This window comes from Pseudomonas sp. S36, from assembly GCF_016647875.1.
In the GTDB taxonomy this organism is placed as follows: domain Bacteria; phylum Pseudomonadota; class Gammaproteobacteria; order Pseudomonadales; family Pseudomonadaceae; genus Aquipseudomonas; species Aquipseudomonas parafulva.
Genome location: NZ_JACVVG010000046.1, coordinates 18138 through 34767, shown reverse-complemented (window position 1 = coordinate 34767; position 16630 = coordinate 18138). Strand labels below are relative to the sequence as shown.

Here is a 16630-nt window from a genome sequence, read left to right as displayed (position 1 = left end):
GACTCTTGGCGATCACCAGGCCCAGGCCATTCTGCCCGGGGGACTGGCGTTGCCCCCCCGCCCCCCCCCGGGGGGGGGGGCGGGGGCCCCCCCCCTCTACACCCTCGATGAATCCTCTTGCCGATAGTCCGCTGGCTGTCGTCCCTTTCCTACGGCATCATTGCAGCATTTGTCAGGCAGCCCCAAAGGACCGCCCATGAATCTGCCCCCCCGCCAACAACAAATCCTCGAACTGGTGCGCGAGCGCGGTTACGTCAGTATCGAAGAAATGGCGCAGTTGTTCGTCGTCACCCCCCAGACCATTCGCCGCGACATCAACCAGCTTGCCGAACTCGACCTGTTACGGCGCTACCACGGCGGAGCGGCCTACGATTCCAGTATCGAAAACACCGCCTACGCCATGCGTGCCGACCAGATGCGTGACGAAAAGCAGCGCATCGCCGACGCAGTGGCCCGGCAGATTCCCGACCATGCCTCACTGTTCATCAATATCGGTACAACCACCGAATCGATTGCACGCGCCCTGCTCAATCACAACCACCTGAAGATCATCACCAATAACCTGCACGTGGCATCCATTCTGGCTGCGAAGGACGATTTCGAAGTGCTGGTGGCCGGTGGCACGGTACGCCGCGACGGTGGCGTGGTCGGCCAGGCCAGCGTCGATTTCATCAACCAGTTCAAGGTCGATTTTGCGCTGGTGGGCATCAGCGGCATTGATGAAGACGGCAGCCTGCTGGACTTCGATTACCAGGAGGTGCGGGTCTCCCAGGCGATCATCGCCAACGCACGCCAGGTAGTGCTGGCCGCCGATTCCAGCAAGTTCGGGCGCAATGCCATGGTGCGCCTGGGCTCGATCGGGCTGGTGGATTGCCTGGTCACCGACCAGCCACCCACCCCAGCCCTCACCCAGCTACTCAGTCAGAACAAGATACGCCTCGAAGTGGTGTAGCACCGACCGTTGTGCTGCGATCACGCCAATGTGGCGCCAACCCTCCCCGGCGCCACGTGGCAGTGCATGTTCGTAAATGTTCATATTCTTGTAATCCGATCAGTTTTTTCTATAAAGACTCACTGGCGGGTGCGCTTCGGTTACGCTAGTATTTTCGGAAACGAACATTAATGTTCATATTCGATGCAAACTGCTTCAGGAGGCCTTGCCCGTGTCCCAGCCCGATTCGACCCGCCCCTCGCTGCCCGACTGCTATGACCTGGTTGTGATCGGCGGCGGCATCAATGGTGTCGGCATTGCCGCCGACGCTGCCGGGCGTGGCCTCAAGGTGTTCCTTTGCGAAAAGGACGACCTTGCCCAGCACACCTCTTCGGCCAGCAGCAAGCTCATTCATGGTGGCTTGCGCTACCTGGAACACTACGAGTTCCGCCTGGTGCGCGAGGCCTTGGCCGAGCGCGAAGTGTTGCTGGCCAAGGCGCCCCACATCGTCAAGCCGATGCGCTTCGTACTGCCGCACCGCCCGCACCTGCGCCCCGCCTGGATGATCCGCGCCGGGTTGTTTCTGTATGACCACCTGGGTAAACGCAAACGCCTGGGTGCTTCGCGCAGCCTGCGCTTTGGCCCTGGCTATCCGTTGAAGCCAGCCATCACGCGGGGCTTTGAATATGCCGACTGCTGGGTCGACGACGCCCGCCTGGTGGTACTCAATGCCATGGCCGCGCGGGAGCAGGGTGCACACATCCATACCCGCACCCTGTGCCTGGGTGCCAAGCGTGTAGAGGGTGTGTGGGAAGTGGATGTTCAGCATGCCGACGGCAGCGTGCACAAGGTGCGTGCGCGGGCGCTGGTGAATGCCGCAGGGCCGTGGGTCGCGAAGTTCATCAAGAACGACCTCAAGCTGGATGCCCCCTACGGCATTCGCCTGATCCAGGGCAGCCACCTGATCGTGCCCCGCCTGTACGAAGGTGAGCAAGCCTACATTCTGCAGAACGAAGACAAGCGCATCGTGTTCTGCATCCCCTACCTGGACCGTTTCACGCTGATTGGCACCACCGACCGGGAATACAGCGGCGACCCTTCAAAGGTCGCCATTACCGAGCAGGAAACCGACTACCTGCTGAACGTCGTCAATGCCCACTTCAACCATCAGCTCAGCCGTAGCGACATCTACAGCACCTATGCTGGGGTAAGGCCACTATGCAACGACGAGTCGGATAACCCGTCGGCCGTGACCCGGGACTACACCTTGGCCCTGTCGGGCACCGCCGGCGAAGCCCCGTTGTTGTCCGTGTTCGGCGGCAAGCTCACCACCTACCGCAAGCTGGCCGAATCGGCCATGGCCGAACTCAAGCCTTTCTTCAGTGCCATGCGCGGCAGCTGGACCGCCAGTGCTACCTTGCCAGGCGGCGAAAGCATGACCACCCCGCACGCACTGGAGCAAGCACTGCTGGCCCGACATGGCTGGCTGGCTCCGGCCATTGCCAAACGTTGGGCGCTGACCTATGGCAGCCGTGCCTGGTTGCTGCTGGAGGGCGCCGAGGGCCCGCAGGACCTGGGCCAGCCGATTGGTGCAGGGTTGTTTACCCGTGAGGTGGATTACCTGCGGGAAAACGAGTGGGCCATCAGCGCCGACGACATCCTCTGGCGCCGTACCAAGCTTGGCCTGTTCACCACTCAGGCTGAACAGCATGCCCTGGCGGACTACCTGCAGCAGGTCAAGCTGCACAGCAACGCAGCCTGACCCCTCGGGCGGCCCGGTCGCGGCCGCCCTTGCTTTACCCCCGCTCGTTCGCCTGGGTGGCCAGGGCAAGGTACAGCGCCTGCTCCTGGGCATTGAGTTCAGCCATCAAGGTCGCGGCCTGGTCCAGATACGCCTGTTCGCCCGTTTGCGCCGTTTGTTGCTCACAGGCCTCCAGCCTCTCGTGAAAGGGCGCTGCCAGCGCCTCGAAACGCTCTCGATAACGGGTGCGGACGAACGCCTGCCAGAATTCTCGCTGCGCCAGCGCAGCACTGAGCGCTGAGCGGCTTTCCTCCGCCAGAACCGTGTCACCGGCCAGCCTGATTTGCCGGCTGCTGACGCCACTGAACTCGGGAAAATTCATGTAGGCCGGTTGCACGGGAAGGCCAAGGCGCTGGGCCAGGTTTACCCGATAGGCGAGGTAGACTTCGATATCATCCACCAAGGCGTAGGGGTCTCGGCGCATCTGCCGGATATGAACCGCAGCGATACGGTCAACTTCATCCAGCCTGTACAGTGAGCGCCCCAAGCGCACCAGCGCAGATTCAGTCTGCGCTTCGCCGATACCCGCCGTGTGCAGGGCAATGTGCAATCTCAGCTCGAGCTGGCTCAGCAGTAACAGCAAGCGATCATCGCAGGTTTGTGGGCCCTGCACCTGCAGGAACACGGCCTCACGCACATCGGTGTTTTCGCTGCACAACTCGAGGATGCGCCAGATCCTGGCGCGGTAGTAATGGGCGCGTTCGTTGAAATCTTCAGACTCGGCAAAATCGGCGAGGAACCTGAACAGGTCTGCAGATTCGCGTTCTTCGATCAAATCTGCCCAGATCTGCCTATACCGGCTGCTCACCTCGGCCGTGGCTTGACCGATCCAGCGATCACGCAGTTCGTTGTCAGCGATCATGTGCACCGGTGACGCGCGACCGGCACCATCCCCCATGCCGCTGGCTTCATTGAGCAACCGTCGGCTGACCTCATCCAGCGGGTTGTCATGCAAATACAGTTGCTGCAGCCGGCCACCCAGCGTCTGTAGCTGCGCGCTGACCTCACGGATCTGGTTTTCCCGGAAGTCCGCCAGCCCGCGCCACGGCAACTGTGCACCGTCGCCCAGCTCCTGCAGCCCTGTACCGCGCAAGTAAACTTCCCGCAGCCCCCGCAAACCGGACAAGTCGGGCATCAAACCCAAGGGGTTGCTACTGAGGTCCAGGACTTCCAGCTGGGCTAGCCTGCCCAGCGTCTCAGTGGCACGGGGGCCTAGTGCGATGCGATTGCGCCCCAACCGCAGAACGCGCAACTGCCCGAGCAGTTCGAGGCCCGCAGGTAACTGGGTGAGCTGATTCTCGCGCAAGTCGAGCTCGTGCAACTGGGGGAAGCGCAACAGAAACTCCGCGCGAATCTGCTCCAGCCCAAGGTTGCGTAGCGTCAGGCGGCGAACGTGCTGAAAGTCGATATCTGCGGGCAAACTTGGCAGGCTGCCTACACGTTCGTCCACCACATGCAGCACGTAGTCCCCGCGCTCGCCCTCCCCGGTCTTGCGTCGCCAGGCCCGTCGAATCTGTGTGGCAACCCGACGGCGGCGGCGCCCATCGAGAAAGCTGATGCGCTGACGTTCCCACGCTACCAGGGCCTGTCGCAAGCCGTGAAGACGCACTTCCAACTCACCCAGGTGGTCCCACAAGCCAACCCCCTGATCGATAAGCCGCTGGATATAGGCATCCAGCTGAGCATCGGTGAGCATTGGGTAAATGGCACGGATACCGTAACGCAGGGCTTGTCGGCTGCTCTCCCCCCTGCCGCTCAACGGGTAACCCACACGCCCGTCTTGCAGCCGCCTGGGTGGGCTGAAGCGTCCCCCAAAGGCAGCCAGTCCCATCGCCTGCGCTGCCGCGGCCCGGTCTACCGAGGCCTGGCGCAGCAAACCATCCCCCAGGTCGCCCGCAGTTGCCTGGGCGCCACCAAAGGCGTTTTTCTGAGGGCCGTCCAGCGTCATCAGCAGGCAGTCCAACAAGGTCTGGTCCGTGGCCTGGGGACCTCCCCCTTCAAGATGGAAGCCGTCGCTGGTCCGTACGATCACCCACGTGGGCAGGCTACCCGGCGCCCCTCTGCATGCCAGCACACGCCCTTGGGGCTCGCCTTGGCGCACTTCCACCCGCACGCTTTCCATCCACGGGGCGATCTGATCCAGCAGCGCCAGCGCCAGGCGCAGGGTGTCCTCATTGACGGCCGTAGCGTGTTGGAGCCCCATGAGCGCGCGGTCCAGCCGGCTTTCCCGCACCGCCCAGCGGGCCCGCTCGGCCAAGGCGAGCGGCACCTTGCCGCTGCCCAGCGTGGCAACTTGCTCGCCCGTGGCATGGTGCAGGATCTCTTCGGCAACCTGCACCGTCAGCCCGGTGAACGTGTGCATCAACTGTGCAGCCGCAGGGCTGGGCGCCTGCGTCTGCGCCATCAGGGCACGCTCAACGGCGGCGGGCCGTAGCAGGGGTTCAAGGGAGTGAAGCTGGTTGCGTGCATGGGCATCAACCAACCGGGCGGGTGCCGGCTCGCCCTGCAGGTGCAGGCCCCTCAACCCCTCGCACGTCAGGCCGGTGATGTGCAGCAACGCATTGGCGGCATCGTCGGAGGTGTCGGCCAGTGCGCCTGCGAACCTGCGAACCAGGACGCCTGCATCATCCAGGTAATGGGGCGGCTCGGGCAGCTGTCGCAAGCGAAAACGGCACTGGCCTTCGTACACCGGGGTCAAGGCATCAACGAAACCGAAGCGCTCGAGGGCGTAACCCGCCCCAGCCTGGCCCACCCCCTGCAACGCGCCGATGGCAAAGGTCTGCGCCACATTGAACACGTGGTCCAGCGCCCCTTGCCGATCACCAAGCCGCCAGGCCTCATAGCCGCCATATACCTCACCGGCGATGTCCGCAGCCGCCGCAACCAGCATCGCTTCGCCCAGCCCGGGGATGAACAGCGCTGCCAGGTTGACGAGCTCAAGCCCTGCGCCTTTGAGGGCTTCGAGGCGCTGATGCCGCTCCAGAATGGTCTGATCCACGGTAGGCACAGCCAGCACACGGGCATCGTCCAGCATTTTCTGCATCAGCCGCCCCCGCAGGTAGGCGAAGACGGGCTCCTCGATTGCAAAGTGCCGCCCGTCGAGCTCAAGCGGCTGGTGGCTGTTGCCCGTCTTGATCAAGCGCTCCAACTGGGTGGTGAATGCAGGTCGGTCCCGCTCGGTAATGAAGCGCGCGAAATAGCGGGCATACCCTGGCTTGCGCAGGCGCACGCCCATATCATCGAACAACGCGTCCCAGCAGGTGTGCTGGGTTATCGCCCGCACCGGGTCTGCCGGCAGCCAGCAGACCAGGTTCTGCAGAGGGCCTTCGGCCGTTTCGCGCAGCTCCAGTACAAGCCCCCCTTCCACGCACTTGCCCAGCAGGTACAACTGGCGCGGCATCACAGTCCCTGGCCCCGCAGCAGTGACGGGTTGCCGGGCGATCAGCGGTAGCAGGCGCAGGTACGGCGCTTCATCCAGCTGGCCCCTGATCCTGGCCATTCGCACGGCTACCTCCAAGCCGGCCCGCTGATGCTCTTCGAATGACCGGCGGACCGCCACCTGAGCGAAGTCTACAGGGGCGGGGGGCCGGCTTTTAGGGAACAACCGCGCCCGCAGCAGTTGCTGATACTGGCCACCCAGGTCAAGTTGCCGGCACAGGCGCGCGAACGTCTCGAAGGGCAGCGCCAGTACCTGGCCCTGGGCATCGAGCAGGTGCGCACGGCGGTGCAACGCGGCAAAGGTTTCACTTTCGTGAAAGTTGTGCAGCGCAGCCGCCAGCAGTGACTGGCTACTGCGCAACGTCTGCAGGGGCTCATGCAGGCGTGGAGCAGCACTGGGCAACGCCACTTTCTGCTCGATGACCACGCGGGCAGCCAGCACATCGATCCCGGGCAACCCCTGTGCGCTCAGGGCCGCCTCCAGCAGCGGCCGGGCAAAGGCGTCCAGCCCAGGCAGGCCGTCGAGCCGTTTGCGCACGCTACCCGCTGCAGCCTGCTGGTAGCGCAGTGCACGTTGAAAGGTCAGTAGCAGGTCGATATCGACACCGCGCAGCCAGGAGGGCAACTGGCGCGCCACCAGGGCATCGACAGAGTCGGAAGGGATCAGGGTATCGGCCACGGCGTAAGCTCCTCGCAGAAAAACGCCGAGCACACCATGCAGTTGTCACCACCAGGTGTTACTTATGGCTAGGTGGTGAACACGCATCACTCACAGGCACTCGTTCGGGTTACCGAACGCAAAACGGGGTAACCATTCGAATTACCGATCAACCTTTATCAGCAGAAAACCTGCCTGTGGGGGTTACGCCCAGCGTTTTCGCGGGGCTACCATCGGTTGGGGGGCTTGGCACGACTCATGCTCTGTTCTATTCACCGGATGCACGCGCAGCTGCTGTATTCGTTGAACGAAAGAGTCCGCCAACGGCTCCATAAAAAAAACAAACACGTCGAGGAAAATTTGATGCGTATCGTTCGTCAATTGCTGGGCGCCGCCATCGCGGCCGCTGTGATCGCTTCGCCAGCCATGGCTGAGGAGCTGACCGGCACCCTGAAGAAGATCAAGGATTCGGGCACCATCACCCTGGGCCATCGCGACTCCTCCATCCCGTTTTCCTACCTGGCTGGCAAGCCCGAGCCGGTGGGCTATTCCCATGACATCCAGCTGGCCGTTGTCGATGCCCTGAAAAAGCAACTGGGTACGGACATCAAGGTCAAGTACAACCTGGTCACCTCCCAGACCCGCATCCCGCTGGTGCAGAACGGCACCGTCGACCTGGAATGCGGCTCCACCACCAACAACGTCGAACGCCAGCAGCAAGTCGGCTTTACCGTGGGCATCTTCGAAGTGGGCACGCGCCTGCTGACCAAGGTGAAAGACGGTCAACCTGCGTACAAAGACTTCCCTGACCTGGCGGGCAAGAACGTGGTGACCACCGCTGGCACCACGTCCGAGCGCCTGCTCAAGGCCATGAACGCCGACAAGCAGATGAAGATGAACGTGATTTCCGCCAAGGACCACGGTGAAGCCTTCAACATGCTCGAAAGCGGCCGTGCGGTGGCCTTCATGATGGACGACGCCCTGCTTGCCGGTGAAATGGCAAAGGCCCGCAACCCCAAAGACTGGGTGATCACCGGTACCCCGCAGTCGTACGAAATCTACGGCTGCATGGTGCGCAAGGATGACGCGGCCTTCAAGAAAGCAGTCGATGACGCCATCGTGGGTTACTTCAAGTCGGGCGAAGTCAACAAGAGCTACGACAAGTGGTTCCAACAGCCGATCCCGCCGAAGGGCCTGAACCTGCAGTTCCCGATGAGCGATGAGCTGAAAAAACTGATCGCCGAGCCTACTGACAAAGCGGCCGACGACAAACAGTCCTGACCCCCAGCCTGGGGCCTGCAGCGCTGCACAGCGCCAATTAAACCTGCAGGCCCCCCGTTAGTGTCTAACCTTTCATCCGAGGGCCCTGCGCTCTCGGATGCTGGAAGGTGCCCGTGAAACAACCGTCTGAGGGGAAATCCCGATGAATTACAACTGGGACTGGGGCGTATTCTTCAAGTCCACCGGCGTGGGCAGCGAAACCTACCTGGACTGGTACATCACCGGCCTGGGGTGGACCATCGCCATCGCCATTTCTGCCTGGATCATCGCCTTGCTGCTGGGGTCGGTGTTGGGTGTCATGCGTACCGTGCCGAACCGCCTGGTGTCCGGCATTGCCACCGCCTATGTCGAGCTGTTCCGCAATGTGCCTTTGCTGGTGCAGCTGTTCATCTGGTACTTCCTGGTACCCGACCTGCTGCCCGAGGGCTTGCAGGAATGGTTCAAGCAGGATCTTAACCCGACCACCTCCGCGCTCATCAGCGTGATCGTGTGCCTGGGCCTGTTCACCGCCGCACGGGTGTGCGAGCAGGTTCGCACGGGCATTCAGGCGTTGCCACGGGGCCAGGAATCCGCAGCCCGGGCCATGGGTTTCAGCCTGTCGCAGATCTACACCAATGTGTTGCTGCCCCAGGCCTTCCGCATCATCATCCCGCCGCTCACCTCGGAATTCCTGAACGTGTTCAAGAACTCTTCCGTGGCCTCGCTGATCGGCCTGATGGAGCTGCTGGCGCAGACCAAGCAAACCGCCGAATTCTCGGCCAACCTGTTCGAAGCGTTCACCCTGGCCACCCTGATCTACTTCACCTTGAACATGGGCCTGATGCTGCTGATGCGTCTGGTCGAGAAAAAAGTCGCCGTGCCTGGCCTGATCTCCGTGGGGGGTAAATAAATGGACATGGATTTCAGCGGCATCATCCCTGCCCTGCCTGCCCTGTGGGACGGCATGGCCATGACTCTCGAACTGATGGTCATGGGCGTTGTAGGCGGTATCGTGCTGGGCACCCTGCTGGCCCTGATGCGCCTGTCGTCCAACAAGCTGCTGGCCAACGTGGCCGGGGCCTACGTCAACTACTTCCGCTCCATCCCGCTGCTGCTGGTGATCACCTGGTTCTACCTGGCGGTACCGTTCGTGCTGCGCTGGATCACCGGCGAAGACACCCCGATCGGTGCATTCACCTCCTGCGTGGTCGCCTTCATGATGTTCGAGGCCGCTTACTTCTGTGAGATCGTCCGGGCTGGCGTGCAGTCGATCTCCAAGGGCCAGATGGGCGCCGCGCAGGCGCTGGGCATGACCTACAGCCAGACCATGCGGCTGATCATCCTGCCCCAGGCGTTTCGCAAGATGACCCCGCTGCTGCTGCAACAAAGCATCATCCTGTTCCAGGACACCTCGCTGGTCTACACGGTGGGCCTGGTGGACTTCCTCAACTCGGCACGCTCCAACGGCGACATCATCGGGCGCTCCCATGAGTTCCTGATCTTCGCCGGGGTCGTGTACTTCATCATCAGCTTCTCCGCTTCGTGGCTGGTCAAGCGCCTGCAAAAAAGGATCACCGTATGATTTCCATCAAGAACGTCAACAAGTGGTACGGGGACTTCCAGGTACTGACCGACTGCAGCACCGACGTCAAGAAAGGTGAAGTGGTCGTGGTCTGCGGGCCGTCCGGCTCGGGCAAGTCCACCCTGATCAAATGCGTCAACGCCCTGGAGCCGTTCCAGAAGGGCGACATCGTGGTGGATGGCACTTCAATCGCCGACTCCAAGACCAACTTGCCGAAACTGCGCTCGCGGGTGGGCATGGTATTCCAGCACTTCGAACTGTTCCCACACCTGACCATCACCGAAAACCTCACCATTGCCCAGCGCAAGGTACTGGGCCGCAGCGAGGCGGAGGCCACCAAGAAGGGCCTGGCGCTGCTCGAGCGCGTTGGCCTCAGCGCCCACGCCAAGAAGCACCCGGGGCAGTTGTCTGGTGGCCAGCAGCAGCGCGTAGCCATCGCCCGTGCGCTGTCGATGGACCCGATCGTCATGCTGTTCGACGAACCGACCTCCGCACTGGACCCAGAGATGGTCAACGAAGTGCTGGATGTGATGGTGGAACTGGCCCACGAAGGCATGACCATGATGTGCGTGACCCACGAAATGGGCTTCGCCCGCAAAGTGGCCAACCGCGTCATCTTCATGGACAAAGGCCACATCATCGAGGATTGCCAGAAGGAAGACTTCTTCGGTAACCCAAGCGGCCGCCACGAACGTACCCAGCACTTCCTCAGCAAGATCCTGCAACACTGATTTTGCCCCATCGAACCGGCCGGCACCGCTGCGCATTCAGGCAGCGGTGCTGGCCGTGACAGGGCCACTGTGATGAAATGCGACCCCTCGCTTCTTCTCCCTGCCAAGCCTGCCGTGAACGCCCGTCTCCTTCGTCAATTGCTGCTGCCGCCCCTGATCATCCTGCTGATGGTCGGCCTGGGGATGGCTGGTTTTGTGATCAGCGAAAACAACGGCATCCGCACCCTCAGCGAAACCGGCGAGCGCCAGCTGGAGCTGCACGCGCGCACCGTGGAAAGCGAGATCAGCAAGTACACCTACCTGCCGAGCTTGCTGGAGCTGGAAGACAGCGTCTCGCACCTGCTGACCGACCCTGACGGCGAATCGCGGCAAACCGTCAACGAGTACCTCGAAGGCCTGAATCGGCGTAGCCGCAGCCGCGCGATCTTCGTCCTGGACACCAATGGCCGGGTACAGGCCACCAGCAACTGGCGCGACGCCGACTCGTTCCTTGGCGAAGACCTGTCGTTCCGCGCCTACTTCCAGACTGCCGTGCGCGGGGAGCCCGGGCGCTTCTATGGCATCGGCAGCACCACCGGTGAAGCCGGCTACTACCTGGCCCATGGCCTGGAAGAGCACGGCAAGGTCATTGGCGTGGCCGTGATCAAGGTGCGCCTGGATACCCTCGAAGAACGCTGGCAACGGGCCCGCCTGGAGGCGTTCGTCAGTGACGAGAACGGCATCATCATCTTGTCCAGCGACCCGGCACGGCGCTTGAAGTCGGTGCGCCCACTGACGCCCCAGATCAAGGAGCGCCTGGCCCGCAGCCTGCAATATTACTGGTGGCCGCTGAACGAACTGCAACCGCTGGGCCGTGAAACCCTGGCCGACGGCGTAGAAAAACTCACCTTCCCAGCCAACAGCGAAACCGCTCAGGGCAAGCCTCACGAAGTGGCATACCTGGCCCAGACCAGGCGCCTGGCGGACACCCCCTGGCACTTCACCCTGTTGACCCCTTTGCAGGACCTGCGCCGCGAGTCCATGGTGCAGGGCATACTGGTGGCTGTCGCGTTCGCCCTGCTGGCCATACTGGGCATCGCCTGGAACGAACGACGCAAGGTTATCGCCACCCGCCTGGCCGCCCGCGAGGCGCTTGAAGAAGCCAACAGCCAGCTGGAACGGCGCATCGCCGAACGCACCGCCGACCTGCGCGCCAGCAACGAGCGCCTCAAGGGGCAGATACGCGAACGCCGGCACGCCGAACAGACCCTGCGCCATGCCCAGGACGAACTGGTGCAGGCCGGCAAGCTGGCGGCGATCGGGCAGATGTCCACCAGCATCGCCCACGAGCTCAACCAGCCCCTGGCAGCGCTGCGCACGTTGTCTGGCAACACGGTGCGCTTCATCGAACGCGGCGCGCTGGAAACTGCCAGTGCCAATTTGCGCACCATCAATGACCTGGTTGACCGCATGGGGCGCATCACTGCCAGCCTGCGCTCGTTCGCCCGGCGCGCCGATGACAATGGCCCCGCGTCCCTGGCCAGCGCTGTCGATGCCAGCCTGCAAGTGCTGGCCGACCGCATCAGCAGTTGCCACTTGCAGTTGCATCGGCAGTTCGAGGATACGCTGCTGGCGATCGACCAGACCCGCCTCGAGCAGATTCTGGTGAACCTGATTGGCAATGCCCTGGATGCAATGGCCGCCCAGCCGCTGCCGGCGCTGTGGCTGGACGGTGAACTGCAGGGCGACAAATACCGCCTGCAGGTGCGTGACAATGGCCACGGCATCGACGCCGAAGCCCGCAAGCACCTGTTCGAACCCTTCTTCACCACAAAACCAGGCGAACATGGCCTGGGCCTGGGCCTGACCTTATCAGCGAGCCTAGCCGCCGCGGCCAAAGGCAGCCTCAACGTCGAGCACCCCGCCACTGGCGGCACGGCATTCGTGCTGACCCTGCCATTGGCTTCTCCCCCCAGCGAATTGGCAGAGCACACATGAACCCAGCACCTCTTTCCGTCCTGATCGTCGAAGACGACCCGCATGTGCTGCTTGGCTGCCAACAGGCCCTGGCGCTGGAGGACATCGCCTGCGAGGGCGTGGGCAGCGCCGAGCAGGCACTGGAGCGCATCGGTGATGACTTTGCCGGCATTGTGGTCAGTGACATCCGCCTACCGGGTATCGATGGCCTGGAATTGCTCAACCGCCTGAAAGCGCGCGACCGCAGCCTGCCCGTGGTGCTGATCACCGGGCACGGTGATATCGACATGGCTGTCGGCGCCATGCGCAATGGCGCCTATGACTTCATGGAAAAACCCTTTTCGCCGGAGCGGCTGGTGGGCGTGGTACGCCGCGCGCTGGAGCAGCGCGGCCTGTTCCGCGAGGTATCGGCCTTGCGCCGCCAACTGGCCGGGCAAAGCAGCCTGGAGGGCCGCATCATCGGCCGCTCGCCGGCCATGGAGCACCTGCGCGAGCTGATCGCCAACGTCGCCGACACCTCGGCAAATGTGCTGATCGAGGGCGAAACGGGCACTGGCAAAGAGCTGGTCGCCCGCTGCCTGCACGATTTCAGCCGCCGCCAGGGCCAGCCGTTCGTCGCCCTGAACTGTGGAGGCCTGCCGGAGAACTTGTTCGAAAGCGAGATCTTCGGCCATGAGGCCAACGCCTTCACCGGTGCCGGCAAACGCCGCATCGGCAAGATTGAACACGCCAACGGCGGCACGCTGTTCCTCGATGAAGTGGAGAGCATGCCGATCAATTTGCAGATCAAACTGCTGCGCGTGTTACAGGAGCGCACCCTGGAGCGGTTGGGTTCGAACCAGAGCATTGCCGTGGATTGCCGGGTAATCGCCGCCACCAAGGCCGACCTCGACACCTTGGGGCAGAGCGGGCAATTTCGCAGCGACCTGTACTACCGGCTGAACGTGGTGACCCTCGAACTGCCACCCTTGCGTGAGCGCCGTGAGGACATCCTGCAGCTGTTCGAGCACTTCCTTCATCAATCGGCACTGCGCTTCGACCGTGAAACACCCGTACTGGACAGCCAGACGCTTTCACGCTTGATGTCCCATGACTGGCCGGGCAATGTGCGGGAGCTGCGCAACGTGGCGGAGCGGTACGCGCTGGGGCTTCCGGCATTCAAGAAGGGCCCGAGCGGTGGCGCCAGCCAGGGCCTGGGTTTTGCCGAGGCGGTGGAGGCGTTCGAACGCAACCTGCTCAGCGATGCCCTGCAACGCACCGGGGGCAACCTGAGCCAGGCCAGCCAGGAGCTGGGCATGGCAAAGACCACGCTGTTCGACAAAGTGAAAAAATACGGCCTCGGCTGACCTTCAACCCGATCAGGAAATACAACGTGGACCTGGTATTCAAAGCTGCGCTGGGGGCTGGCGTGGTCGTGCTGCTGGCGATGCTGTCGAAAACCCGTAATTACTACATTGCCGGGTTGGTGCCGCTGTTTCCGACCTTTGCCCTGATTGCCCATTACATCGTGGGCAAAGGCCGCAGCATCGCCGACCTGAAGACCACCATCCTGTTTGGCATGTGGTCGATCATTCCGTATTTCGTGTACCTGGCCACCTTGTATGTACTGGTCGACCGGCTGCGGCTGGAAGCCTCGCTGGCACTGGCGACCGTGGCCTGGCTGATGGCCGCTACGGTACTGGTCACGCTGTGGGTGCGCATGCACTGAACATGGCCGACGACCGCCTCTTACCGGGTTCACAACCCGGCGATATGCGTCACATCCTGACGGTGCGCTCGCAGATACGGCAGTACAGCACCCAGTAGCGGCGCCTTGAAGGGTTCCTGAAAGCGGTGTGCCAGCCCGGGAATAAGGCGCAACTGGCTGCCCTGTATGTGCGCCGCCAGGTGCACGCCATGCATCACCGGCAACAGCCGGTCAGCCGTACCATGCACCACCAGCGTTGGCACCCGAAGCCGGTTCAGTAATTCCACGCGGCTCGGCTCGGCCAGTATTGCCATGATCTGGCGCTTGGCCCCGTCCGGGTTGAATGCACGGTCATAGGCCAACGCGGCCTGGTGCAACAGCACCGCACGGTCGTCACGTACCTCGGGGCTGCCCAGCGCAGCCAACAGGTCAGCCTGTTGTTCAATCGCCACCTCCCGACTTGGCGCGCTGCGCCGGGCCAACAACTGCACCAGCGCTGGGTCGGGCCCCGGCAGCCCGGCGGCGCCCGAGCTGGACATGACCAGCGTCAGGCTGCGTACACGCTCGGGGGCCATCGCAGCCAGATGTTGGGCAATCATGCCGCCCATGCTCACACCCAGCACATGAAACTCACGCACACCCAGGGCGTCCATCAGGCGCAAGCCGTCATCCGCCATATCGGTCAGCGTATAGGGCGCGGCCACCGGCAGGCCCAGTTTGTAGCGCAACAGTTCAACCGTCAGGTTTGCCGACGGCGGTAGCTGGTTCCAGCGCGACAGGCCCACGTCACGGTTGTCATACCGAATCACCCGAAAGCCCTGGCGGCACAACGCCTCGACCACATCATCGGGCCAATGAATCAGTTGCCCGCCCAGGCCCATGACCAACAGCAAGGCCGGGTCACGGGGTGCCCCCACACTTTGGTAGACCAGGCTGACCGCGCCCAGCTCGGCGCGCTGCACCGGCACCTGTGCGTCACAACGCGGTGCGGCAAAGCTGGCAGGAACACTGAAAACGAAGAGAAGAAAAACCCAGAAAGCCCGCATGAAAGAAACACCAGAATGCAAATCCCCACTGAAGCGCGAGTCTGATGAATTTCGTAGCGGCGCGCTGCCACAGTTCGGTGACAGTTTCATGACCAGCGCCAAACGGTAGCACCTGTGAGCAGTCGACACAGGGGACAACATGAGGGAAACTCAACTCCATTGCCACCCATTTACGTCTATACACCGGAGCTACGTGTGCTGGAGATCCGCCACCTGAAAACCCTTCATGCCCTGCGCGAGTCCGACAGTCTGGTGGAGGCCGCCGAACGGCTGCACCTGACGCAGTCGGCGTTGTCGCACCAGTTCAAGGAGCTTGAAGAGCGCCTGGGGATGGCACTGTTCGTGCGCAAGACCAAGCCCATTCGCTTCACCAGCGCCGGGCTGCGCCTGCTGCAACTGGCCGATGCCACCCTGCCGCTGCTGCGCGGTGCGGAACGAGACATCGCACGCCTGGCAGGCGGCACGGCCGGGCGCCTGCACATGGCCATCGAATGCCACAGCTGCTTCCAGTGGCTGATGCCTACCATCGACCAGTTTCGCGATGCCTGGCCCGAGGTGGAGCTGGACCTGGCATCGGGTTTTGCCTTCGCACCCCTGCCGGCTTTGGCACGGGGCGACCTGGACCTGGTCGTCACCTCCGACCCACTGGACCTGGCCGGTATCACCTACGTGCCCCTGTTCACCTACGAAGCCATGCTGGCGGTCGCCAACCAGCACCCGCTGGCCAGCAAGCCCTACGTCGTGCCGCACGACCTTACCGACCAGACCTTGATCACCTACCCGGTCGAGCGTGACCGCCTGGATATCTTTACCCGGTTCCTGGAACCGGCAGACATCGAGCCGGCCGCCGTGCGCACCTCAGAGCTGACGGTCATGATGATGCAGTTGGTGGCCAGCGGCCGTGGCGTCTGCGGTATGCCGCACTGGGCGCTGCACGAGTACAGCTCGCGGGGCTACGTGAAAGGCAAGCGGCTGGGCGAAAAAGGCCTGTTCGCCACGCTGTACGCCGCAGTGCGCACCGACATGCTCGATGCACCCTACATGCGCGACTTTTTGCTGACGGCCAAGGACACCTCGTTCGCCACCCTGGACGGGGTCAGCGCGGTGCGCTGACCGCCTCACGGTACAGCGGCAGGATCAGGTCCCGGGTCAGCGGCGCCAACGCCATGGCCGGGGCCTGATCGGCGCCCAGCCAGACCACTTCTTCGATTTCGGCGGCCGGCGCTACCGGTGCGGCGCTATCGACCCGAAACAGCTCCGCCTGCACCTCGAAGCCCGGCTCGTTGGCCGCCGGTGCGCTGAACCTGCCCAGGTGCAAGGCCTGGGAAGGGTCGATGCGCAGGCCCAGTTCCTCGAACAGTTCACGCACCAGCGCCTGCACCGGCGTCTCACCGGCATCGATCTTGCCACCGGGTTGCATGAAGGCCTCCGTGCCCCGCTTGCGCACCAGCAAGGTACGGCCCTGGGGGTCGATGAGCAGGGCGGCGGCGATGCGGATCACGTTGGGCATGCAGGTAGGCTCCGTGGAAATGGCGGGGGA

General features: G+C 63.1%; 13 protein-coding genes. 10 read left to right on the top strand and 3 right to left on the bottom strand.

The features are described from left to right. Positions 1-196: 196 nt before the first annotated feature. Positions 197-952 carry a DNA-binding transcriptional repressor GlpR gene (gene glpR, locus IAE36_RS20045; RefSeq protein ID WP_201164930.1) on the top strand — a complete coding sequence of 252 codons (756 nt, stop codon included), beginning with the start codon at positions 197-199 and terminating at the stop codon, positions 950-952. A 211-nt stretch (positions 953-1163) separates the two neighbouring features. Continuing rightward, on the top strand, positions 1164-2693 hold the full coding sequence (gene glpD, locus IAE36_RS20040; RefSeq protein WP_201214205.1) for a glycerol-3-phosphate dehydrogenase: 1530 nt from the start codon (positions 1164-1166) through the stop codon (positions 2691-2693). A 34-nt stretch (positions 2694-2727) separates the two neighbouring features. Here glpD and IAE36_RS20035 read toward each other — a convergent pair whose 3' ends face one another. Beyond that, positions 2728-6849, bottom strand: coding sequence for an NEL-type E3 ubiquitin ligase domain-containing protein (locus IAE36_RS20035; RefSeq protein ID WP_201214203.1), 4122 nt, complete (start codon positions 6847-6849; stop codon positions 2728-2730). A 342-nt stretch (positions 6850-7191) separates the two neighbouring features. Between IAE36_RS20035 and IAE36_RS20030 the strand changes: the two genes are divergently transcribed. The 7 genes from IAE36_RS20030 (at position 7192) to IAE36_RS20000 (ending at position 14065) form a co-directional block, all read left to right on the top strand. Beyond that, a complete protein-coding gene (locus tag IAE36_RS20030; RefSeq protein WP_028633256.1) occupies positions 7192-8109 on the top strand; it encodes a glutamate/aspartate ABC transporter substrate-binding protein in 918 nt (305 codons plus the stop codon). Between the two features lie 142 nt (positions 8110-8251). Next, positions 8252-8998: an amino acid ABC transporter permease gene (locus tag IAE36_RS20025; RefSeq protein WP_201214201.1), complete on the top strand. Its 747-nt coding sequence runs from the start codon at positions 8252-8254 to the stop codon at positions 8996-8998. Further along, positions 8999-9670, top strand: a complete 672-nt coding sequence (locus IAE36_RS20020; RefSeq protein WP_033727986.1) for an amino acid ABC transporter permease — start codon at positions 8999-9001, stop codon at positions 9668-9670. Continuing rightward, positions 9667-10401, top strand: coding sequence for an amino acid ABC transporter ATP-binding protein (locus tag IAE36_RS20015; protein WP_060482759.1), 735 nt, complete (start codon positions 9667-9669; stop codon positions 10399-10401). The genes IAE36_RS20020 and IAE36_RS20015 overlap by 4 nt, the downstream gene beginning before the upstream one ends. A gap of 72 nt (positions 10402-10473) precedes the next feature. Beyond that, a complete protein-coding gene (locus IAE36_RS20010; protein WP_201214199.1) occupies positions 10474-12378 on the top strand; it encodes a sensor histidine kinase in 1905 nt (634 codons plus the stop codon). Beyond that, positions 12375-13703 carry a sigma-54-dependent transcriptional regulator gene (locus IAE36_RS20005; RefSeq protein ID WP_201214198.1) on the top strand — a complete coding sequence of 443 codons (1329 nt, stop codon included), beginning with the start codon at positions 12375-12377 and terminating at the stop codon, positions 13701-13703. Before IAE36_RS20010 ends, IAE36_RS20005 begins: the two co-directional genes overlap by 4 nt. A 26-nt stretch (positions 13704-13729) precedes the next feature. Then, the gene (locus tag IAE36_RS20000) at positions 13730-14065 is read left to right on the top strand and encodes a GlpM family protein (protein ID WP_028633262.1); all 336 of its coding nucleotides are present in this window, start codon (positions 13730-13732) and stop codon (positions 14063-14065) included. A gap of 29 nt (positions 14066-14094) precedes the next feature. On the opposite strand, the gene IAE36_RS19995 is transcribed toward IAE36_RS20000, so the two are convergent. After that, positions 14095-15090: an alpha/beta fold hydrolase gene (locus IAE36_RS19995; RefSeq protein WP_201214197.1), complete on the bottom strand. Its 996-nt coding sequence runs from the start codon at positions 15088-15090 to the stop codon at positions 14095-14097. 195 nt (positions 15091-15285) lie between these two features. On the opposite strand from IAE36_RS19995, the gene metR reads away from it, so the two are divergent. Then, positions 15286-16203, top strand: coding sequence for a transcriptional regulator MetR (gene metR, locus IAE36_RS19990; RefSeq protein WP_201214196.1), 918 nt, complete (start codon positions 15286-15288; stop codon positions 16201-16203). On the opposite strand, the gene IAE36_RS19985 is transcribed toward metR, so the two are convergent. Continuing rightward, positions 16187-16600 carry an NUDIX hydrolase gene (locus IAE36_RS19985; RefSeq protein ID WP_201214195.1) on the bottom strand — a complete coding sequence of 138 codons (414 nt, stop codon included), beginning with the start codon at positions 16598-16600 and terminating at the stop codon, positions 16187-16189. The two genes, metR and IAE36_RS19985, sit on opposite strands and share 17 nt — an antisense overlap. Positions 16601-16630 lie beyond the last annotated feature (30 nt).